This window comes from Mesobacillus sp. S13 (genome assembly GCF_020422885.1).
Taxonomy (GTDB): domain Bacteria; phylum Bacillota; class Bacilli; order Bacillales; family Cytobacillaceae; genus Mesobacillus; species Mesobacillus selenatarsenatis_A.
On record NZ_CP084622.1, the window covers coordinates 1,983,413 to 2,003,967 of the forward strand.

Annotated in this window: 34 protein-coding genes and 1 tRNA gene; 26 read left to right on the forward strand and 9 right to left on the reverse strand. The window is 33.1% G+C overall.

The window, feature by feature from the left end; all coding sequences use genetic code 11:
• Positions 1–104 precede the first annotated feature (104 nt).
• From LGO15_RS24335 to LGO15_RS09990, 10 genes are all read left to right on the forward strand, one after another.
• Positions 105–317: an ArsR family transcriptional regulator gene (locus LGO15_RS24335; protein WP_226087865.1), complete on the forward strand. Its 213-nt coding sequence runs from the start codon at positions 105–107 to the stop codon at positions 315–317.
• Between the two features lie 219 nt (positions 318–536).
• The gene (locus LGO15_RS09950; RefSeq protein ID WP_226087463.1) at positions 537–770 is read left to right on the forward strand and encodes a hypothetical protein; all 234 of its coding nucleotides are present in this window, start codon (positions 537–539) and stop codon (positions 768–770) included.
• 109 nt (positions 771–879) lie between these two features.
• Entirely contained in the window at positions 880–1,560 is a 681-nt protein-coding gene (locus tag LGO15_RS09955; RefSeq protein WP_226087464.1) for a hypothetical protein, read from the forward strand.
• Between the two features lie 2 nt (positions 1,561–1,562).
• The gene (locus tag LGO15_RS09960; RefSeq protein ID WP_226087465.1) at positions 1,563–1,790 is read left to right on the forward strand and encodes a hypothetical protein; all 228 of its coding nucleotides are present in this window, start codon (positions 1,563–1,565) and stop codon (positions 1,788–1,790) included.
• Positions 1,790–1,933 carry a hypothetical protein gene (locus LGO15_RS09965; protein ID WP_226087466.1) on the forward strand — a complete coding sequence of 48 codons (144 nt, stop codon included), beginning with the start codon at positions 1,790–1,792 and terminating at the stop codon, positions 1,931–1,933. The genes LGO15_RS09960 and LGO15_RS09965 overlap by 1 nt, the downstream gene beginning before the upstream one ends.
• A gap of 194 nt (positions 1,934–2,127) precedes the next feature.
• A tRNA-OTHER gene (locus LGO15_RS09970) sits at positions 2,128–2,204 on the forward strand.
• A gap of 83 nt (positions 2,205–2,287) precedes the next feature.
• Positions 2,288–3,070: an NYN domain-containing protein gene (locus LGO15_RS09975; RefSeq protein WP_226087467.1), complete on the forward strand. Its 783-nt coding sequence runs from the start codon at positions 2,288–2,290 to the stop codon at positions 3,068–3,070.
• A 385-nt stretch (positions 3,071–3,455) separates the two neighbouring features.
• Positions 3,456–3,950, forward strand: a complete 495-nt coding sequence (locus LGO15_RS09980; protein WP_226087468.1) for a hypothetical protein — start codon at positions 3,456–3,458, stop codon at positions 3,948–3,950.
• A gap of 30 nt (positions 3,951–3,980) precedes the next feature.
• Positions 3,981–4,145, forward strand: a complete 165-nt coding sequence (locus tag LGO15_RS09985; RefSeq protein ID WP_226087469.1) for a hypothetical protein — start codon at positions 3,981–3,983, stop codon at positions 4,143–4,145.
• Between the two features lie 500 nt (positions 4,146–4,645).
• Complete coding sequence (locus LGO15_RS09990; protein ID WP_226087470.1) at positions 4,646–4,906, forward strand: hypothetical protein; 261 nt, start codon at positions 4,646–4,648, stop codon at positions 4,904–4,906.
• Between the two features lie 82 nt (positions 4,907–4,988).
• Here LGO15_RS09990 and LGO15_RS09995 read toward each other — a convergent pair whose 3' ends face one another.
• Positions 4,989–5,651, reverse strand: coding sequence for a hypothetical protein (locus tag LGO15_RS09995; RefSeq protein WP_226087471.1), 663 nt, complete (start codon positions 5,649–5,651; stop codon positions 4,989–4,991).
• A 238-nt stretch (positions 5,652–5,889) separates the two neighbouring features.
• Between LGO15_RS09995 and LGO15_RS10000 the strand changes: the two genes are divergently transcribed.
• From LGO15_RS10000 to LGO15_RS10075, 16 genes are all read left to right on the forward strand, one after another.
• Positions 5,890–6,306, forward strand: a complete 417-nt coding sequence (locus LGO15_RS10000; RefSeq protein ID WP_226087472.1) for a terminase gpP N-terminus-related DNA-binding protein — start codon at positions 5,890–5,892, stop codon at positions 6,304–6,306.
• Between the two features lie 123 nt (positions 6,307–6,429).
• A complete protein-coding gene (locus LGO15_RS10005; RefSeq protein WP_226087473.1) occupies positions 6,430–7,026 on the forward strand; it encodes a recombinase family protein in 597 nt (198 codons plus the stop codon).
• A gap of 136 nt (positions 7,027–7,162) precedes the next feature.
• Complete coding sequence (terL, locus tag LGO15_RS10010) at positions 7,163–8,767, forward strand: phage terminase large subunit (RefSeq protein ID WP_226087474.1); 1,605 nt, start codon at positions 7,163–7,165, stop codon at positions 8,765–8,767.
• Between the two features lie 11 nt (positions 8,768–8,778).
• Entirely contained in the window at positions 8,779–10,077 is a 1,299-nt protein-coding gene (locus LGO15_RS10015) for a phage portal protein (RefSeq protein ID WP_226087475.1), read from the forward strand.
• Complete coding sequence (locus tag LGO15_RS10020; protein ID WP_226087476.1) at positions 10,070–10,942, forward strand: minor capsid protein; 873 nt, start codon at positions 10,070–10,072, stop codon at positions 10,940–10,942. Before LGO15_RS10015 ends, LGO15_RS10020 begins: the two co-directional genes overlap by 8 nt.
• Before the next feature lie 137 nt (positions 10,943–11,079).
• Positions 11,080–11,703: a DUF4355 domain-containing protein gene (locus LGO15_RS10025; protein WP_226087477.1), complete on the forward strand. Its 624-nt coding sequence runs from the start codon at positions 11,080–11,082 to the stop codon at positions 11,701–11,703.
• Positions 11,704–11,775: 72 nt separating this feature from the next.
• Entirely contained in the window at positions 11,776–12,603 is an 828-nt protein-coding gene (locus LGO15_RS10030; protein WP_226087478.1) for a major capsid protein, read from the forward strand.
• Positions 12,604–12,672: 69 nt separating this feature from the next.
• The gene (locus tag LGO15_RS10035; protein ID WP_226087479.1) at positions 12,673–12,819 is read left to right on the forward strand and encodes a hypothetical protein; all 147 of its coding nucleotides are present in this window, start codon (positions 12,673–12,675) and stop codon (positions 12,817–12,819) included.
• A 4-nt stretch (positions 12,820–12,823) separates the two neighbouring features.
• A complete protein-coding gene (locus tag LGO15_RS10040) occupies positions 12,824–13,165 on the forward strand; it encodes a phage head-tail connector protein (protein ID WP_226087480.1) in 342 nt (113 codons plus the stop codon).
• On the forward strand, positions 13,162–13,479 hold the full coding sequence (locus tag LGO15_RS10045) for a hypothetical protein (RefSeq protein ID WP_226087481.1): 318 nt from the start codon (positions 13,162–13,164) through the stop codon (positions 13,477–13,479). The genes LGO15_RS10040 and LGO15_RS10045 overlap by 4 nt, the downstream gene beginning before the upstream one ends.
• The gene (locus LGO15_RS10050) at positions 13,480–13,893 is read left to right on the forward strand and encodes an HK97 gp10 family phage protein (RefSeq protein ID WP_226087482.1); all 414 of its coding nucleotides are present in this window, start codon (positions 13,480–13,482) and stop codon (positions 13,891–13,893) included.
• Positions 13,886–14,272 (forward strand): hypothetical protein, encoded by a 387-nt coding sequence (locus LGO15_RS10055; protein ID WP_226087483.1) that lies wholly within the window; start codon positions 13,886–13,888, stop codon positions 14,270–14,272. Before LGO15_RS10050 ends, LGO15_RS10055 begins: the two co-directional genes overlap by 8 nt.
• 15 nt (positions 14,273–14,287) lie before the next feature.
• The gene (locus LGO15_RS10060) at positions 14,288–15,103 is read left to right on the forward strand and encodes an IPT/TIG domain-containing protein (protein WP_226087484.1); all 816 of its coding nucleotides are present in this window, start codon (positions 14,288–14,290) and stop codon (positions 15,101–15,103) included.
• 117 nt (positions 15,104–15,220) lie between these two features.
• Positions 15,221–15,535, forward strand: a complete 315-nt coding sequence (locus tag LGO15_RS10065) for a hypothetical protein (protein ID WP_226087485.1) — start codon at positions 15,221–15,223, stop codon at positions 15,533–15,535.
• Between the two features lie 65 nt (positions 15,536–15,600).
• Entirely contained in the window at positions 15,601–15,831 is a 231-nt protein-coding gene (locus LGO15_RS10070; protein WP_226087486.1) for a hypothetical protein, read from the forward strand.
• Positions 15,831–17,999: a phage tail tape measure protein gene (locus LGO15_RS10075; protein ID WP_226087487.1), complete on the forward strand. Its 2,169-nt coding sequence runs from the start codon at positions 15,831–15,833 to the stop codon at positions 17,997–17,999. Before LGO15_RS10070 ends, LGO15_RS10075 begins: the two co-directional genes overlap by 1 nt.
• A 165-nt stretch (positions 18,000–18,164) precedes the next feature.
• Here LGO15_RS10075 and LGO15_RS10080 read toward each other — a convergent pair whose 3' ends face one another.
• The 8 genes from LGO15_RS10080 to LGO15_RS10115 all read right to left on the reverse strand — a co-directional run bounded on the left by LGO15_RS10080 (position 18,165) and on the right by LGO15_RS10115 (position 20,487).
• Positions 18,165–18,554 (reverse strand): hypothetical protein, encoded by a 390-nt coding sequence (locus LGO15_RS10080; RefSeq protein ID WP_226087488.1) that lies wholly within the window; start codon positions 18,552–18,554, stop codon positions 18,165–18,167.
• A gap of 162 nt (positions 18,555–18,716) precedes the next feature.
• The gene (locus LGO15_RS10085) at positions 18,717–19,100 is read right to left on the reverse strand and encodes a hypothetical protein (RefSeq protein ID WP_226087489.1); all 384 of its coding nucleotides are present in this window, start codon (positions 19,098–19,100) and stop codon (positions 18,717–18,719) included.
• A 126-nt stretch (positions 19,101–19,226) separates the two neighbouring features.
• Complete coding sequence (locus LGO15_RS24340) at positions 19,227–19,421, reverse strand: helix-turn-helix domain-containing protein (protein WP_413231383.1); 195 nt, start codon at positions 19,419–19,421, stop codon at positions 19,227–19,229.
• A complete protein-coding gene (locus tag LGO15_RS10095; RefSeq protein WP_226087491.1) occupies positions 19,418–19,633 on the reverse strand; it encodes a hypothetical protein in 216 nt (71 codons plus the stop codon). The genes LGO15_RS24340 and LGO15_RS10095 overlap by 4 nt, the downstream gene beginning before the upstream one ends.
• Complete coding sequence (locus LGO15_RS10100) at positions 19,630–19,887, reverse strand: DUF7662 domain-containing protein (protein WP_226087492.1); 258 nt, start codon at positions 19,885–19,887, stop codon at positions 19,630–19,632. The genes LGO15_RS10095 and LGO15_RS10100 overlap by 4 nt, the downstream gene beginning before the upstream one ends.
• Before the next feature lie 5 nt (positions 19,888–19,892).
• A complete protein-coding gene (locus LGO15_RS10105) occupies positions 19,893–20,057 on the reverse strand; it encodes a hypothetical protein (RefSeq protein ID WP_226087493.1) in 165 nt (54 codons plus the stop codon).
• Between the two features lie 24 nt (positions 20,058–20,081).
• On the reverse strand, positions 20,082–20,261 hold the full coding sequence (locus LGO15_RS10110) for a hypothetical protein (RefSeq protein WP_226087494.1): 180 nt from the start codon (positions 20,259–20,261) through the stop codon (positions 20,082–20,084).
• A 13-nt stretch (positions 20,262–20,274) separates the two neighbouring features.
• Positions 20,275–20,487 carry a helix-turn-helix domain-containing protein gene (locus LGO15_RS10115; RefSeq protein ID WP_226087495.1) on the reverse strand — a complete coding sequence of 71 codons (213 nt, stop codon included), beginning with the start codon at positions 20,485–20,487 and terminating at the stop codon, positions 20,275–20,277.
• Between the last annotated feature and the right edge of the window lie 68 nt (positions 20,488–20,555).

A 20,555-nucleotide genomic window follows, 5' to 3' on the forward strand; every position in this document is an offset into this window, starting at 1 on the left:
TAGTTGAGGCAGTCCTTTGTGGCTGTCTCTTATTTTTGTCTAATTCTAAATTTATTTAATAAACATTTTTACTGAATTAATTTATAGAAAGTGAGGGAGTGATGATGACTCGAAACGAACGATTAGAACTGATACTTGAAATTAAAAAGAAGGAATTGCGAGTTAAGGATATTGCACAGCAAATGGGAGTATCTCCAAGTTTGCTAAGTCAGTTCCTAAATTCACGATGCAATATGTCTCATGATAAGGAGATAAAGTTAAAACAAATTGTAAATCAGGCCAAGGAATTTGAATGGCAGAAGGTTTATATAGAATAAAATCACGTCCGTATCGCTCACCATGTGATGAGTGCCAATGCGTTATCTCGGACTTTAAAAATAAGGTAATGCGGTTAATATCAAGTTGTTCAGACTTAATATTGATCCTCCTTTTGAATATGTATGATTATAACCTTCATGAGGGGCTGGATGATTTACTCGAACGGAACGAGTTCCAGCCTTTGATCGTGAGGGAAATTAGAATAGGGTGTGTTGTATGTGCAAAAAGAGAATCAAATGGTAGTACAAATGACTGAGAGCGATTTAGATGATTTAATTTACTATACATCGTTAAGGGCAACAAAACGTGCATTAGACAGGCACTTTAATGGCTTACTTCCTTTCCTTACAAAAATGAATGACGACTTAGAATTAATTATTAAAGAGCAGGAATACATAAAGACTTTCTTAAAGATGCAGCTTGAGCAAAAGAAAGATGGAACCCATGATTAAAAAGTATTGTCCAAGATGCTTGGTTATACATAAACAAATTGATATTTGTCCGAGTTGTTTGGTTGACCTAAAAGAGATCCAAATAAATAATCAAAAAGGGGTAAAGTGTTTGAGGTTATTCAAATGTTATGACAAGTATGCTATTGATTGTCCTGATCAAGTGATTGTTGTATTTGCAGAAAATGAAAAAAAGGCACTGAGGAAAGTTGCTGACATACATAAAAAACTAGATGTATATGAAACACCAGTAAAGACGGTTTTAAATAATTTTAAAGTTGAAGAGATATTTGCACCAAAGGAATGTAATGCTTATGTTGCTTATTCTAGAGACATGTCTAGCGTTGATGATGTTCAGATTGTATTTGTTCCATTTGAAGTGCAGGATATTGAGTCTTATATAATGGATCAGTTGATTGAAGCAGAAAGCCAGGAAGAGTTATTTAGGGAGTTTGTTATTGATAAGGGAATCAATATGAGTTTTAATGAGATGTTTTATTGTGATGATAAAGGCTGGATATTCAGTTATGAGCCTCCATTACGGTTAAGAGAAGACATTGAAGCTAAGTTAATGTTTGAGGACATAAGTGAAGGTGAATTTATAGATGAATTTTGGCTTACAAGTGTTAGTAAATTCTTTGAGGATAAATATTATTTTAAACAATTCTTCGAATACATAACTACAAATTCTGAAGCTGACTTTGATGAAGGCTTCTTTTTTTACGTCTGTAAAAAGTTAATGAAGCAAGGTGACTGGACTGTATATGAGGATTTAAGAGAGGTGGAATATTAAAAATGATTAATGACAAAGTTTTTGATTGTTGCAAAGAGATTTATCTAAGAATGGCAAATGGTGACTCAATGGATGAAGCTAAGATGAATACAATTTATCTTGAAGACTTAACTAAAGATGAAAAGAAGAATATCGAAGATACAGTGTTCATGTTGAGGAAAACGTTTGGTTTAAGTGATATCCAAGCTTATAGATTAATTTTTATTGGTTACGGTAAGGGGTTGAATTGATGGAGAAGGTGCTTGATACAGGGATTTATTGTTCAAGATGTAAATTATATTTGAATGAAGAAAAGTTAATTGATTGGGAATGCTGGTGTGCTGCTGAAGAATGGAAACAAGCGAAGGTTAAAATAGAAATTGATGAAGAATGAGGAAGTGAATAGGGATGTATGAGATATCGATAGATAGAATGATAGAGTTTAAACAATGTGAAAGAGATATTGTTAAACTGGAACATTACATCAATGCAAAGTTTGCAAATCAAATTAACGGAGAAAGTGCTGTTGATACTGCGATAAGATTGTTAAATTCATTAAGTGACTAACTAAGTGCCTATTTTAATTTTCAGGCTGTAGCTCAATAGTAGAGCAACCTATTATCCCATGATAGTGTTTGTTACTGGTGCAAATCCAGTCAGCCTGACTAAAATGTTACAAATTTCTTAATACTTTCCTCCTGCAAATCTCACAATATGGTATAATATGGTGAAGATTGGAGATGGGAAAATGAAAAATAGAGCTGGGGTTTTTATTGATCATGAGAATATAAGGATTCGCTTAGAGAAATTGTCACCAAAAAAAGACATATATGATAATGATTTTATAGACAAATTACGAGAAAATCTAAAATCAAAGGGGTATATAAATCAATCCATATATGCATATGACGATTATTTGAATTCTTATTTTAATAAAAAACAGGTTCTTCACCATTATAAGGTTATTGGAATTAATCCAGTACATACTCTAAATATTAAAGATTCTGCAGATTTGGAGTTATCTCTGGATGCCCTTGAGAAATGTATAAATGATGAGTTTGATATCTTTTTCATAGTTTCTTGTGACAAAGATATGTTGCCATTAATTAAAAAACTAAAGGAAAAATCTAAAAAGGTCATACTGGTGGGACTTACATTTAATTCATCTAATCATGTAATAAATCTTGTGGATGAATTCATACCTATTGAAGAAATAATGGGCTTACCTTTTGACGAACATCACCTTATTAAGAATGATATAATTCGTGGATTAAGAAGATGTAAGGATTTGTTTGACTGGAGTACGAATAAGGGTAAAGATTTAGGGAAGGAATTCCTTATTCAGAAAATTAAAGAGACACTTTATTGCTCAAATGAACATTCTTTAGTTATAATAGAAAAATTAATAACAAATGGAATACTCACCGAATATCAATATACTTATAGTGGTAAGACCGTAGACGGAATAAAATATGTTGAAAATGCTACTTCTACTGCAATTATCAACGGAGGAATTCCTAATTTCAATTAGGTTTTGACAAAAGGCTAATCCTCTTGTATAATGAGAATAATGATTATTATCCCTAATGTTTTCAGCCTAACAAATCACACTTCTAATTTAAACTTACAAATTTTAATTAGGAGCAACAATGTATAAGGTGAACATCTAGGGAGGAACATAAAAGCGATTACCTTCAAATCAAACTGTAGTAACAACAATTCTAAATAGTTGCTACAGCAAACAACTATAAAAGGTAATCATACGTAATGAAACTCCACTCTTTATTGAGTGGGGTTTTTTATGTTCTCCAAATATTAATTTTTGTTCCTTCTTTTCTGTCGAAACATCTTAATATGTAAATACCTTCCACAAGAACGATTGTTTGTATTATAATAGTTTTTGGGAGGCGATACCAATGGATGTAAAATTAATAAGCGTTTTAATTTCTGGATCAGTAGCATTATTTATAGCTGTTTTAAATCATTTTATTATTACTCCCTACAAAGAGCGAAAAAATAGAAAAAGAGAACAATTGAAACATTTGTATGCTCCTTTGTATGGGATTATTAATGTTAGAGTTAAATTAGTAATTGAAATGTCTATGAGAGCTAAGAAGTTAATGTTAGGCAATGTTGATAACAAGGAGTATCAATCTGGTGTATTTATGGAGAAATTTATCATAGAAAAGTCTGGATATTGCTCTGACGAATTATTAGAAGCTTGGATAGAGTATTCTTCTCAGTTTGGAGAATTTAAAAAAGAAACTACCGAACGATTAGTTGTAGCTGTTGTAAAGGAATATAATCAATTAAAAAAGGATTTGAATCTTCCATACAACAAAGAAGAATTAAAGACAGGTATTCCAGAGAGTATAAAACAATATAGGGAAATTTTAATTAAGCACTCGTAACTGGGTGTTTTTTATTATAGAGTTGATTAATTGGAAACAGTACACGAACTTGAAAGAAAAGAAAAAACACTTTATTCAGATGATAAGAACTTAGTTGTCGCTCATTATTATAGAGTAAAAGGTACAGAAGAATGGGTTCATGCTGGCACATTACAATACAGTGTATATGGTGATATTGAATTGGAGGATTATTGATTTATGTTGATGGTATTTCAGATACTTTTACTTCTGCTTATTCTGTTATTTGGATTAGGTATTATGAGTATTGATACAAAAGATAATAAATTAAATTATACTTTGGTAACTATTGCAGCAATCATTGCTATGATGGTTACTTTTTTTGTCGTTTAAATTATGGCTTACAATTTAACCAAGTGTGATTATTGTGTTTGCCGTTTTAAGGTCAAAAGAGTATTCAAACCTTGGATAGGTTACTACAAAGGTAAACCAACTTATCATTGGCATTATGTTTGTCCTAGGTGCGTTAAAGTAAATACCATTCGTTACTGGAATGATCATATTAATCCTGTGTATGACAAGTGGGTTGATTTAGGTATTAAGGTAAGTTTGAATAAGCGAGATCCTAATTATGATCAGATTGTTAAAGAGTTTGTGAGTACAAGGGTTGAGTTGGATAAAATTTATGAGGATTTAGAAACACAGTTATTATAAAAAATAAATGGAGGTAAGGAAAAATGGCAAAAGAGAGAATTGAGATATTGAGTGAGTTGTACTTAAAGGTAGTAAGTGAGAGGAATATTGGTGCAATTGTTAATGTGGAACCTTCAGTATTAGAGGAAAATAACTTGCATTATCAATATCTAGAGGCCAAGGGCCACATTAAAGTTTATCCAGAACAATCTGACGGTACTACAGCTGTTGGTATTACAGTTGATGGTATTGATTTTTATGAGGATATTAAGGATATAGCTGCTGATTACTGGAGACAGAAGTAATTATAAAGGTTTTTATAAGTGTGAATTTTAACACCTATATAATTGACAAAGTGTTTAATAAAAAAAGCACTTCTATGAAGTGCTAATAAAAGTCTATTGTTTCTAATGCTTCATGTAACTTATTGAAAAATTGCTGGATTTTTTCTAGATATATCCTATTGAAATCTGAGGTTATTTTATCTATGTAAAATTTATCATCATGTATAGGGGAGTCATCAATTTTAACTCCTTTAATAAGCTTTACTGTTTGGTATTTTTTCTTGTTAACAGGGAATCTGTCATTGTGTACAAAATGATTCCTTAGGATGTTGTAACCCAGGAATTGTTTTCTTAAATCTTTAGATATATCAATTTGAATATTATGGACGGTTTCAATAAAGAAAAGATATTGAGGAATTCCACTATGACTGATATCATTTAACTTTATTTTGGTGAGTTCCTTTTTTTCTAGTTTAATTGCGATTGATTTTAGTTGTGTTTCTACAAATGAGTACAATGATAAAAATAACGACTTCCTTAATATTTGCTTATATGTATCAGCGTGATATTGATCATCATACAAATATTCAAAAAGTGCTTGTTGTTCTTCAGGATCAGTTAAGTTTAATTCTTTAACTTTTTCCTCGAACTCATCTTCGATATTCTTTTTGTGTCTTAAGATGTTTTCTTCCATGAACTCAATATAATTTTGGAAGTCTTGTATATTCATATCCAAAAATAGAGTGTTGAAATTAAATGACTTCATTGAATTCTCTCCCTTTTAATTCTTATTAGATTATACAATAAATGTGAATATTGGTGTTCATTGTAAAGTCGGTGATAAGAAAATGTTAAACGAAAAATTAACTCAACAACAAATAGTTGCAGCTCAATTGTTAGCTAGTGGAAGTATGGATAAACAATAAAGTGCAAAGAGTCTTGGGATTAGCAGAACAACATTAGTGAAAGTGGGCAACAGTGTTACACAGATAGGGGGTGAGAGTATGTTAACAGAAAGAGAAATGAAGGCTATTAAACTCTACTTTGAAGGCAGAATGACTGTTGATCAAATTGCTAAAGAGTGTGGATGGGAAAACAGATCATCAGTATATAAGTTGTTAAACCGAGAAGAAGCTCAAAATTATAAGAATATGTTAGAGGCTGAAACAGTAAAGGAAGCTTTGACTATGCTTAGAATGAATTCGAAACGCTTAACTAAGAAGCTTATAGATATAGCTGATGGGAATATTGAAAATGTTAAAACTGTCTATGCAGAGTTAAATGCAACGAATTCAGGTCTAGAAAAGGCAGGGCTTACAGCTAAAAATACAATCGTATTAGAGGATGGTAAAAAGTCCAGCGATGAAGATTACAATGAATTAGTGGATATGTTGAAGCAGCAGAAGGAAGAAAACTCCTGATATTATATTTTTTTGGTTTTAATGTATCATTTGACTACACCCTATTGACACATTTTGGCACTATTGATATCATTGACTTAACAATGTATCAAATACATGTATCATAAATGGAGGGTGTGTTTATTGACAACATACGGTTATGGAAGGGTTTCTTCAAAAGGTCAAAACTTATCGGCGCAGTTAAATCAGTTATCAGAATATGGAGTCAGCAAAGAGAACATATTCAAAGAAAAGGTAAGCGGTAGAAAGAAAGACAATCGTGAAGAATTCAATAAACTGCTTAATAAAGTTGTTGCTGGTGATTTAATTGTAGTAACTAAGTTGGATCGTTTCGCTAGGAGTACAAAGGATGCTTTAAATACTATTGAGTTACTGAAAGATAAAGGAGTAGGTCTTGTTGTCCTTAATGTAAGTGGTGAAAAGTTAGATACGACTACAGCAACAGGAAAGTTGATGGTTACAGTGTTATCAGCAGTAGCAGAATTCGAAGCAGATATGATTAGAGAAAGACAGCTAGAAGGTATTGCCGAGGCTAAGGAAAGAGGAGTCTATAAAGGTAGACCAAAGAAGTATACTGAAAAGAATAAAGGTTTACAGTATGCACTAGAATTGTTTAATAACCGTGATAAGAATAAAATGACAGTCAATGAGATTGAACAGATTACCAAGATAAGTAGAGCAACATTATATAGAGAATCAAAAAGAATAAGCAACAATTAGAAGGCGATCACTAAAAATTGTGATGGTCTTTTTTATTTTCCGTTAAAGGGGTGGGTCATTCTAAATAGTGTCCCAAATACCCTACAATACCTGTTTCAAAAAAAATTGTCGTAAATATCGACCTTTAAAAAGTGTGGTGAGAACAATAGATAAAAAAGAAAAAGAGTTGCTCCTTAAATATCTCAAAAGACATTTCTCTGCTGACCAGATTGAACAGTTACTGAAGTTACATAAAAATAAACTCACTGGTAAAGAGGGTTTGAGAAAAAAGTTAGCTGAGATTGATAAGGAGTATTTTGCATTAGCCTATTTCCCTAAAATATTCTGGCGTGAATTTGGTGATTTTCAGCGTTCGTTTCTTCAGGATTTAGATTCAATATTAAATCAAGAGGGAAAACGCTTAGTTTATGGAGTAGCACGAAATCACGGGAAATCAACAATCGGTACTTTTCTTGAACCAATGCATTCTTTATTGTATAAAATTATTCGATTCATTCTAATATTGTCTGCTTCTGATGATTTAGCAGTTGCCTTAATGAATGATATCAAAGCGGAAATTACGTCAAACGAAGCGATTATTGAGGACTTTGGTGAATTAAAGTCTTCTGAGAAATGGTCTGCTCAAGAGATTTGGCTAAATAATGACTCTTGTATTATGGCTAGAGGTATATTAGGAACACTTCGGGGTATTAAGTGGAAGGGTTTGCGTCCACAATTAATTCTTTGTGATGACTTACTTACTGACTCAATGGTTGAATCTGAGTCTAAAAATGAAAAGGTGAAAAATTTATTTAGAGAATCTGTACTAAACCTAGGTGATTCCTACACGAACTATGTAGTTGTAGGAACTACTCTCTCTGAAAATGATTTAATTTCTGATTTATTTAAACCAGAGACAACTGGTTGGAAAAAGGTTATAAAACCTGCCGTCATTAAATTTAGTGAAGCATTAGATTTATGGGAAAAATGGGAAAAAATTTATACAGATAGACAAGACGAGGATAGAGAAAATACAGCTCTATCTTTTTTTAATGCTCATAAAACAGAGATGCTTAGAGGAACAGAAGTACTTTGGCCTGAAAGATGGTCTTATTATGAATTAATGAAAAAGAAAATAGATGATGGAGATATTGCATTTTGGAAAGAGCAAATGCTTAATCCTAAAAATGCTGGTGAGTTAATCTTTCAAAAACTTCAGTATTGGGAGTCTCTTCCTGACTTTAATGAACTGGAGATTGTCATGTATATAGATCCAGCGATTAAAGCAGGAAAAAGAAATGACTTTTCAGCAATCACTATTCTTGCTCAACATTATAAGACAAAACAAAAATATGTTCTGGATGGTTCAGTGCACAAAGTACTACCAGATGAATTATTTAAAATTGCTGCTAAGAAAATTAAGGATTTCCCTCTTGATCGAATTGGATTTGAAACAATTCAAGCTCAGTCTTACATGAAACAGAAATTTGAGGAAGCATTATATAAAAATCAGATTTATGTTCATGTAACAGGAGTTAACACTCGTGGGAATAAACATGCTCGTATTGAATCACTGCAGCCTGAAGTTAATTCAGGTGTTATTTTATTTAACCGAGACAACCTTACATATAATGCTCAAATTAAGGATTACTCAATAAATGCCAAAAATGATGACTGTGCTGATAGTTTATTCGGTGCTGTCCAGTTATTAGGAAACCATAAAAGAATCCAGTCACTAGACCGGAAATTACTTGGGATATAGGAGGTGTAGAATTGGTTACTAGTGAACAAATAAAAGAGGGTATTAAAAAACATAAAGCAGAATTACCAAGGTATCGAAAGTTATATGATTACTATACTGGCAAACACAAAATATTAAACAGAGTACTTCCTGATCCAGATAAACCAAACAATAAGATTGTTTCGGATTATGCTGGCATTGTGATTGATACTTTACTAGGATATTTTGCTGCAAAGCCGATTACACTATTAAGTCAAAGTGGAAATGAAAAATACCTCAATGATATTAAAGATGTTTATTACATAAACGATGAAGAAGATACCAATGCTGAAACGGTTAAAGACTTTTCGGTGTTCGGAAAAAGTTATGAAGTAATGTGGATTGATCCAGAAGGTCACATTCGTTTTACGGAGTTCTCACCGATTGAAATGTATGTTGAAAAGGATAGGAAAGATAACATTAAGTTTGCATTCCGTTATTGGGATGAAAAAATCGGCAATGACAAAGTTACTAAAGTGGAATTGTACGATGCTGAAGGTATTCATTACTTTGTCTCAAGTGGAAATGATTATATCCCTGATCCAGTTGAAGTATCAAAACCTCATTACTTTGGCGAAACACCAGTTATCATTTACAAAAATAACGATGAAGAAATCGGGGATTTTGAAAAGTTTATTCCAATGATTGACGGGGTTGACGTATTGTTGAGCGACTCGTTGAATGAGTTGGAGTCTTTTGCCAATGCATTCTTAAAAATCAAAGGTTATCAAGGTTCAACCAAAGAAGATATTCTGAAGTTAAAGCAGGAAGGAGTTATTCTTCTTGATGAGAATGGTGAAGCGGATTGGATGATTAAGAATATCAATAACCAATTCCAACAAAATTTCTTTGAAACAGTTGATAAATTGCTTCATCAGCAAACTTCAACTCCTAAATTAACATCAGAAGAGTTTGCTTCAAATCTCAGTTCTGTGGCAATACGTTACAAACTTTTTGGACTTGAATCCAAGTGTGCTGTCAAAGAAAGAAAGATGACTAAGGCTTTGAGAAAGCGCCTCAGACTGATTACAAATATCCTGAATAAAAAAGGAAATGATTACATGGCGTCAGATATTCGCTTTCAATTTAGTAGAAATCTTCCTCAAAATGAATCAGAAATTACTGACCAAATTGTTAAATTGACTGGCACAGTTGATCAAGAGTCCTTATTGTCTTGGCATCCTAGAGTTGAGAATGTATCACAGGTGATTAAGAAAGTAAAAGAGGAGAAAGATGCAATGGGTCTAGCTTCACTTGATTCTCTTTTACAATCTGGTGGTTTAAATGAGTGACCTTGAAAAAGAATTGCTCAAAATGGTTGATGATATTTTTAATGTGACTGAGAAGGATCATAAAAAAATATTGAAACTATATAAACAATCAGAAGAAAATATAATCAGTTTCTTTAATTCCCTATTTTCGGAGTATGGTACGGATGGGCAATTAGAATTAACTGAAATCCAAAAGTACAATAGAGCGAAAAAGATTGAAGAGTTCCTACAGAACGAAGCTAAAAGTCTTATTAAGGCTGAAATTGCATTGACAACATCTATTTTGTTTGCTGCTTATACTGCTACATATTATAAATCAACATACTATATGGAATCTAACTTAGGTATTGCAATCAATTTTAAACTTTTAAACAAAGAGATTATTAGTGAAGTAGTAAATTTTGATTGGAGCGGAATACCTTTTTCGACTCGTATTTACAACAACCATCAGAATTTAATTAATACACTTAGGACAGAACTATTCAATGGTATAAGACAGGGTGAATCAGTTGATAAAATTGCCAGACGTGTAAGAAAGCAAATGGGAATACGTTATCATCATTCACAAGTTTTAATTCGTACGGAATCAGCAAGGGTTATCTCTTCTGCACAGGAAAGGATTTACCAAGATAGCGGAGCTGTAGAGGGCATAATATTTACAGCAACTTTAGACTCAAAAACTACGGATTACTGCCAAAAGAACGATTCAAAACGCTGGAAAATAGATGATCCAAAAAGGCCAAAACTTCCAGCTCATATTTCCTGTAGATCATGTTGGATTCCTGCAGCCAAGAATTATCAACCCAAGAAGCGGAAAGATAATGAAACAAAGGGAATTATTCAATATAAGAGTTATGAAGAATGGGCAAAAGCAAAAAAAATATAAGTTTAGTTAGTCATTTTCTTATGAGAATGGCTTTTTGTATTGTCTTTTTTCAGGTTTGTAGACGTTAAAGAGCAACTTGAAAAACCAAAATTTGAACACATTAAGGCTCGTACTTAGTGGGTTAGGAGGCTATAAAAATGGAAGTAACATTAGAGCACGTGCAATCGTTTCTAGAAACAAATAAGGAAAATGGTGATGTCCAGGCTTATCTAGGGAAACTTTCTACACCAACATTTGATGGGGTAAGAGGGTTCTTGGAAAGTAATGAGGATGGAAAAAAACTTCTTCAGTCATTATCAGATTCCAAAGTAACTCAAGGGATTGAATCATTTAAAAAGAACAACCTTCAAAAGTTATTAGATGAAGAGGTTAAAAAGCGTTTTCCTGAAAAGGATGAAAAGGATATTGAGTTAGAAAATATAAAAGCTGAATTGGCTAGGATTCAATCGGAGAAGGTGAGAGAATCTTTGGCCAATAAAGCAATTAAATATGCTAATGATCAAAAGTTACCACTAGATTTAGTGGACTTTTTTATTGGGGAAGATGAGGGTAAAACAACCTCAAATTTAACTAAGTTAAAAGAGGTTTTTGATAAGCATATTCAAGCAATGGTAGAAGAAAAATTGAAGGAATCTGGTACTAATCTTAAAGATGGAACAAACAAAACTTCTTTAACACTTGAAGCCATTAACAGTATGTCTGAAGAAGAAATGTTGAAAAATTGGGAGGCAGTCCAATCATTCCTAAAAAATAATAAGTAATAATTTTGTCTTTCGGACTAGACGTAAAAGAAGCACTATACATAACAAAGAAAAGGTAAAGGTGATTATATAATGTCAGTACAAAATTTCATTCCTACAGTTTGGTCAGCAAAATTAAACGAGTCTCTTAAAAAATCTTTGGTATTTGGTAATGTTGTAAACAATGATTATCAAGGAGATGCTAAATTTGGTAACACTGTAAAAATTAATTCTATTGGTGCTATCACTATTGGTGACTATGATAAAGCTAATGGAACTGGTGAGCCTGAAGAACTTAATTCTGCTCAAACAACTTTGCTTATCGACCAACAAAAATTCTTTAACTTTAAAGTTGAGGATATTGATAAGGCTCAAAGCAATGTTGACCTTCTTGAAGGAGCAATGAAAGAAGCGGGGTATGGTCTTGCAGATGTAGCCGATCAATATATTGCTAGTTTCTATACTGAAGTTGCTGCAGGAAACACTATTGGTAATGATACTACTCCCATTGTTCCTACAAAGGACAATGCCTATGATTACCTGGTCGACCTCGGTGTTAAACTTTCTGAAGCCAACGTTCCAAAATCTGATCGTTTTGTAGTTGTTCCTGAATTCTTCTATGGTCTTCTTCAAAAGGATGCTCGTTTTGTTAAAGATCCTGCTGTTCTTGCAACTGGATATATTGGGTCAGTTAACGGAATGACTGTTTATACTTCCAACAATGTTGCTAATACTGCTGGATCGAAATACAAAGTAATGGCTGGTCATAAGTCAGCGATTGCATTTGCTTCTCAAATTGATTCAGTTGAAGCATATCGCCCAGAGAAATCTTTCTCTGATGCAATGAAGGGTCTTCAAGTATACGGTGCAAAGGTTATTAAACCATCAGCTCTAGCGGTTTTAACAGTGAATAAAGCCTAATATTAAATGGTTAAGGGGAGGAGAAATCTTCCCCTTTTTATATTGAATTTTAATTAGGTGGTGAAGTTAATGTATGTATTAAATAAGAAAACTGGTCTGAAGTGGGATGTTGAAGGAGAGCTTCTAGAAAGACTATTGAAGAGTGATGACTATGAAAAAGTTAAAGAAGTAACCAAAACAAAAACACCTAAATCCGGTGTCAAAAAAAGTAGGTGATTAAGTGGCTTATTTAGATGAAGATATATTGAGCGATGTCTCGGACAAAATCATTACCACTTCGATTAAAATTCTTGGGCTTGAGGGAAATACTTCCAGTCATTATTTGTTGGAACACTATTCTCACAGTGCACAGGATTTTATTTTTGATTTCTGTAAACTAAATGAGATTCCTCCATCTTTGTATACTGTTATCACTGAGATGATTGTTTTCCAGTACAAACAAAAAGGAGTAGAAAATGTTGCGAGTGAAGGGAAGGGTTCTGTTAGTGAATCTTATCTTACTGAGTACCCACCAAACATTATGAATAGGCTAAAGTCACATAGAAAGATTGTGATTCTATGAGACTAACTAAAACTTTATATGTCATAAATAAAACAGAGAGTGATGAGCCATCAAGCATTGATGAGTTTGGCAGGGGTAAATATGATTTAATTGAGACAAAAACACCACTTTTAGGAGAAGTTGAGCCATTTAGCAACAGACTTGCCGAAACTAGATATGGTGTATTTGTTGATGTAACCAATCGTGCCTTTTGTATGCCAAACGATTTGATCAAAATTAATGGTGAAATTGAATATGACAATCAAAATTTTATTGTAACTGAATGTATGAAATATGATCGCCATTACGAAGTGCTTTTAAAGAAGGTGTTTTAGATGGCTAACAATAGATTCAGAGAAGCAATAGAAGATATGAAAAGAAAAAGGGAAAGAACTGCAGAGGAGATTGCAATCTTTGTTGAAGCCGAGGCAAAGCAAAGAGTAGCGGTTAAGACTGGTACACTGCGAAGAGAAATTACTCATGTAACTAAACATGAAGATGAAGTCAGCACGTTAAAAGTTGGTACTAATTTAGATTATGCTCAGGCAGTTGAAGAAGGTTCGAATCCTCATAAAATCAAGCGAAAAGACGGAAAACCATTGAAATTAAAAATAGATGGTAAATGGGTTACGGTAGATGAAGTTAATCACCCTGGCTCTAGTCCTCAACCGTATTTGCGTCCTTCTGTCGAAGAGAATACCGGAGAAATTCAAGATAGGATTAAAAGGGGGATGAGTGTAGGTGATTAAAACAGTATTAAACTATCTGCTAATGGATCAAGAATTACTTAATTTAATTGGCTATACTCACAAAAATAAAAGAATTAATCCCTATGAGCCATTCAATAAAGAAGATTATCCGTACATTGTTTATGAGGTTTCACCTTTATTAGCTGGTGAAGGTACTACTCAGTATCGGCTGGATATACGAGTAACAACTCAAGATGTATTGCTGTTGGAGTCTATTGCAAATAGGCTTCTTTTTTTATTTCATAAAAAAAATACAGGTGTAAAACTCTTTGATAAAACTATTTACTCCTCAAAACATGCGGGTGGAAGTGGTATTGTTTTTTACCCTGATTATAGGGTTTTCGAACAGACTCTAACTTTTAATATTAAAGGAAATTAGAAAGGGTGTTTATTAATGACAGTAGCAGAAGATACATATTTGCTAGGTAGTGGTGATTTATATTTAGGAGTTGTGACAAATCCCTCTACAGCAACAGAAGAAGAAATTCAGGCAGCGTTGAAGAATGTAGGTGCAATTTCAGGTGGAGCAGCATTAGCTTATAAACCAACTTTTTATGAAATTGAATCAGCGAATAGAGGTACAATTGCAAGTTTTAAAACGAAAGAAGAAGTTACTTTTAAATCAGGTATTCTAACCTGGGATTTAAAGAATCTCGAAAGTCTTAGTTCTGCATACTATTCAGAGACTAGTGGTTCTAGGAGAGTTGGTATTGGTGGATTAAAGAATGTACCAGTTAACTATGTACGTTTTGTTCATATAAAACCAGATGGATTAAAATTAACTGTCAACCTATTTAAGGCACAAGCACAATCAGGTTTTGAATTGACATTTGATAAAGAGAAAGAAACAGTTATTGATGCTGAATTTAAAGCATTGGCAGTTGTAAATAAAAATGATGGAAACTTGGTAGAAATTATTGAGGAAATTGGTGTTCAACCTTTACCGACAGTTAACTCTCTAAGTGTGACATCATTAAGCACTGCTGAATTGCCATATATGATTAAGGTGACTGGTACGAACTTCAAACAGGATAGCATTGTAATTGCTGAGCAGTTTGATGGTGAACATGAATTGAAGACACTCTATGACAGTTCAACAGGATTGTATGCGGAGTTAGATGGACTTACTGCATCCACTTATTCTATTAAGGTCAAGAATGGATCACAGATTTCTACTGTATATCAATCGCTTACTATTACTTCTCCCTGATTCAGGAGGCTATTTTATTAGTCCCTATCAATGGGTAGAGGGTTAATTGAGAATTTTGAGTTGGGAAGGTTAACCCCTTCCTAGACTTTTTAAAAACTAAAACGAGGTGAAAATAAAATGGCAGAAATTATTGATTTAGATATTATTGTACCGGAAGGAATTCCGTTTAAAATTGGGGGAGAAATTTTTGAAGTACCCACTTCTTTAAAAACCGAAACTGTAATTCATCTAATGCAAATAGAACAAAAGATTAGAAAAACAAAAGATGTAGAAAAAATCCTAGGGTTCCAAGATGATATGATTTTACTTTTGTTCAGTCAATCGAATGAAGTTGACCAGGCTTGGGTTAGGAAATTACATCAGACTCAAAAATCTGCAATTCTTCAACATTATAAAAAACGTATGAATGAAATTAATTCAAACCCAAACTAAGAATCCCTTCCCTGCCAGAAGTAGAGAAAGGGAAGGGAAACGCAAGTCAAGATGAGGTAAGAATTATGCCTAATATTGCTTACTTAAATAGGAAAACCAAGATGGGATATGATGAGTTACTAAACTTACCATATCCCATTTTTTTGTCTTTGTTGAGGGAAAATCAAATCTTGGATTTGAAAGAAACTAGCGAAGGCAGAGAGTATCTAGAAAAAATAGAACGATTAAATGTAACTACTCCTGACTTTGGAAAATTGAGTGGCTTAAGCAGGTTTAATAAGGCAGGTGAGAAGTAATGAGTAATGCAGCTTTTGATTTGGGTTCTTATGGTGCCGAGATTGTTTTATCAACAACTACCTTTGATCAAGGTATGCAAAATGCAGAAAATCAAATGAATAATGTTGATAAAAAGGCTAAAGGGTTTGGTTCTAATCTAGGTACTTTGGCTGCTGGGGCTGTTGCAGGTCTAGGAGCAGCATTAGCAGGTGCGGCGATAGCAGGGGTTAAAATGGCTGATGATTTGGATAAAGCCTTAAATGGATTGCAGTCTGCCACTGGTACAACTGATGAAGAAATGCAAGGCATGGAAGAAAGTTTAAAACGAATTTATCAAAATAACTTCGGTGAGTCTTTTCAAGATATTGCTGATTCGATGGCACTTGTTCAACAGAATACCGGATTAACTGGAGAAGCTTTGGAAGAAACAACAACACATGCGCTTATGCTTCGTGATACATTTGGGAAAGACATTGCAGAATCAACTCTAACTGCAAATGGATTGATGAATCAATTTGGTTTAACCTCAGAGGAAGCTTTTAACCTGATGGCTCAAGGTATTCAAAATGGAGCAGATAAGAATGGAGATTTTTTAGAAGGACTAAATGAGTATGGGGTTCATTTTGAGCAATTAGGATTTGATGCCTCCGAATTTACTAACATTCTTATTGACGGGGCTCAGAGCGGCGCATTTTCTGTAGATAAAATTGGTGATGCAATGAAGGAGTTCGGTATAAGAAGTAAAGATGGTTCAAAAGCTTCTGCAGAAGGATTTGCATTATTAGGTCTTAATGCTGAGGATATGACAGCCTCATTTGCTGCTGGTGGAGATACAGCTCAAACAGCATTCCAACAGGTAATGGATTCTTTATTAGCTATAGAAGATCCTGTGGCACAAAATGCAGCAGGTGTAGCACTATTCGGAACTCAATTTGAAGACCTAGGGGTTCGTGGAATAGAAGCATTTGCTAATATTGGAGATAATGCTTCATTAACAAAAGATTCACTTGGTAAGATTAATGAAGTCAAATATGATTCTTTTGGAGAAGCAATGTCTGGAATTGGACGTAATTTGCAGATGGGACTAATTGAACCTGTTCAAAAATATGTACTCCCTTTGCTTTCCGATTTTGCTAATTGGATAACTGCACATATGCCTCAAATACAAGAGACAATATCCACCATTTTCAGTGCAATTGGAACTGTAATAGGTGGATTTATTACTGTTGTCAGAAGTGTTATTTCAACTTTCAATGAGACAGAAACCTCAACAAATTCTTCATTTGACAACATTAAAGACACAATCGACACAATCTTAACAACCATAAAAGGTATTATTACTGATATTACATCGGGTATAAAAGTTATTTGGAAAAAATACGGTGATGACATTGTGAAATATGCTAAATCATCAATGGAAAATATCTCAAATATTATATCAGGCGTTTTAAAGGTCATCCGTGGGATTGTAAAGACTGTGATGGGATTATTGACAGGTGACTGGGATAAAGCATTTTTGGGACTTAAAATGATTGTCTCAGGTGCATTTCAAGCAATTGAGGGGGTAATAAAGCAATCGATAAATGCTTCGAGAGTTGTAATTGATACTACTCTTAAAGTAATAAAAAATGTCTTTTCGGCTGGATTAAATGGTGTATTATCTATCGCATCAAGTATTTTTAACAAGGTAAAGTCAGCATTAACCAGTCCAATTGAATCGGCCAAAAACACAATTGTAGGAATCATTGAGAAAATTAAAGGTGCTTTTAATTTTACTTGGAAACTTCCAAAATTAAAAATGCCTCATGTTTCAGTTACAATGAAGGAAAATGGCTGGGGAATTCCTTACCCTGATTTTGATGTTTCTTGGTGGGCTAGAGGTGGAATTGCTGATAAAACTCTTTTATACGGAGTAGGTGAAGCAGGGAAAGAAGCTATTATTCCATTGGATAACCCTTTGTATATGGCTCCTTTTGCGGATGCTGTATTTGATAGGATAATGAATAGATTAAAACCTAATAACCCACCTTTATCCAATAAAACTATGAATGAACTTGTTGTACATAATAACTTAACTTTTAATGTAACTAATAAAATCGATGATAGTGAAATTAAAAAGATTGCTAATAAGGTGTTTAGCGTTACCAATGATACCTTTAGAGCTAGAGGTGGCTTGGGGTTAATTTAAATAAAGCTCTCCAATTGGAGAGCTATTTATTTTCTTTAGCACTATCAAAAATTTCATCAATTAACTCATCAGATTCTTTCTTTTCCATAAATATCACTCCTCATTTAATTCTTATTCAAAAAATAAAAAAACCTTCCTACAATGAGGAAGGGACTTAATTTATGGTTAAGCATCAAAGACTGCGTCAATTTCTTGTTTATAACGCTCATATACATTGTTTGTAATTGCATCTATTTGAGCCTCTAAGTCCTGATAACGTTGACTTTCTGTAAGTCCGTCCAACCTCATTTGATAATATTCATCCAGTAAGGCCTGCAGTTCCACTTCCTCGGCATCAATTTTGACTCCAATTTCTTGTACGATCTTCACATTAATATCAGCATCAGAATTGGCAATCAGTTCAGTTTTTTTGTCAAATCCAGCTTTTCCAATAGTTGAATTCGCAGTATTGACTGCATTTGAAAACCAGTCAGTAGTTGCCCCTGTGAATGTTCCTGCAGCAAATACAATTCCTACCCCTAATATCACTCCAGCTATTTTTCCTGTCTTTTTCACATCTTTTACCTCCAACAGTAGAGTAGATGTTAATCTGAGGTGAGTTACCAAAATAAGTATATCACAAACAGAACGTACGTTTCTAAAGAACATTCTTTATTCGATGCTAATTCAAATAAAAAACCTTCTCAAATGAGAAGGAGAAATAGAAAATTTTATATTTTAACTCTTATTTTTATTTCTTGTTTTAAAACTAGTAATATCATAGAAACTTACTTTTGTGCCATTTTCTAGAAGATCTTGAATAGAAAAAATTTTCCTGTCTGCATGTTTTAAGTCACTAATTTGCCCGTTAAGTCCTTCGACCATTGGCTCTCCTAAATGACTATACTTATACTCTTTTTGCCAATCATCTTGAATAAATAACCAAGAAAAAGCTATATTATATATTTCATGGCAAAGGACTACCTCGGTTAATTTCATTCCTACAGTTGTTGTTGTGTAAGGAGTATAATAATTACCATATTCATCAATAACTAGGTCGATTTGCCCCTGAATTAAATTGATATTATCGTTTGCTTCCCAACGTTTTAATTTATCCATCATCTTTCCCTCCAATACTAAAGATAGATGTAAATCCCAGGTTGAGTTCGTCTAATTTCATATTATCATAAAAAGAACGTCCGTTCTAATAAAATAGCTAACTCTATTTTTGAGGGTGATATGTATTAGCTAATAGTCTATTTTAAAGTAGTCACATAATTTCTTAATAGTAGACTTATGGTGTTTACCTTTATTATTCTCTATCCGACTTAAAGTATCTACTTTCATTCCAATTTCCTTGCACACTGCAGTTTGAGTCATGTTCTTTTTAAATCGTTCTAATCGAAGTCTTGTTCCTATACTTTCTTTGTACACAGGAATCACCAATTTGTTTTTTGATATCTATCGAACTTCTCAGTAATATCCTCACCATCAGCAAATACCTCTAATACATCCTCAACATTCATTTCCTTCTTTATTTCTTTGATCCAATCTAAGGCAACTTGTTCAGGTTGCCTTCTCCTTAAAGGGAAGGTTCCACCTTTAGCAATTCTAATACCGTTAACCGATAACATTAGTTTGATCGTTACATTCAAACTTTAGCTTCTCCTTTTATAAAAGTTACAGTTTTGCGGAGATCAACATTTTTTGTTTTCCAGCCAGCCATTAACCAAGATTTTGCTTGAGTATGATTTCCTATGTCGTTAGCCCACCAAGCATTGTGTATATAAGCGGATTTAGGCAAAGGAAAACCAAGTAATTCCTCAATTTCCTTGAAAGACAATGTTGTTTCCTTCTTTTTTATGGAACAAAGGTAATTATAAATTGGCAGGTATTTTCCGTTATACATAACAATTACTCCTTTTTGTTCTTTTCATTTTCTTTCAAAAATTCCTGTAATTCTTCATTAAATCTGTCAAGTTCTTCACGAGTTTTGAAATCGTTAAAATCGAAAGTTTTTCCTTTTGTAACAACATTTATAAAATGGTCACTATGTTTTCGTTCTTTTTTATTATCCACTTTAGTGTATCCCTCCTGCTTAACTTATAAATATCTAATAATCTGAATATTATCTATCCCAACATTGTTCTCCTTAGATTCATTTAGCTCTATTTTTATTATATGTTCAATATTTTTAGTGTAAAATGTATCAACCCATATACTTTCAGTTTTTTCTGCTCCATTATTGACCCTATATGTAACTGTATATTTTTTTTGATTCATTTAATATTCTCCTCTATTCTTTTCTCCAAATGTCTCCTAACTTTAAGTCAGGGTTCCTTTTAGTTAATTCCTCAACAATCGTGTATAAAGTTTCGAAACTAGGTAAAGATTTATTATTTACGATTGAACTGAAAGAAGATTTATCAATGCCTATCTGCTCAGCAAATTCTCCATGTTTAATTTCCATTTCAGCTAAGATCAGTTTTAATCTGCATTTGTAAGCCATATTCCCACCTCAATTACTTATTCTGCAAGGAAGTTTTTAATACCTTTTAAAAAGGATAGGCTATGCAG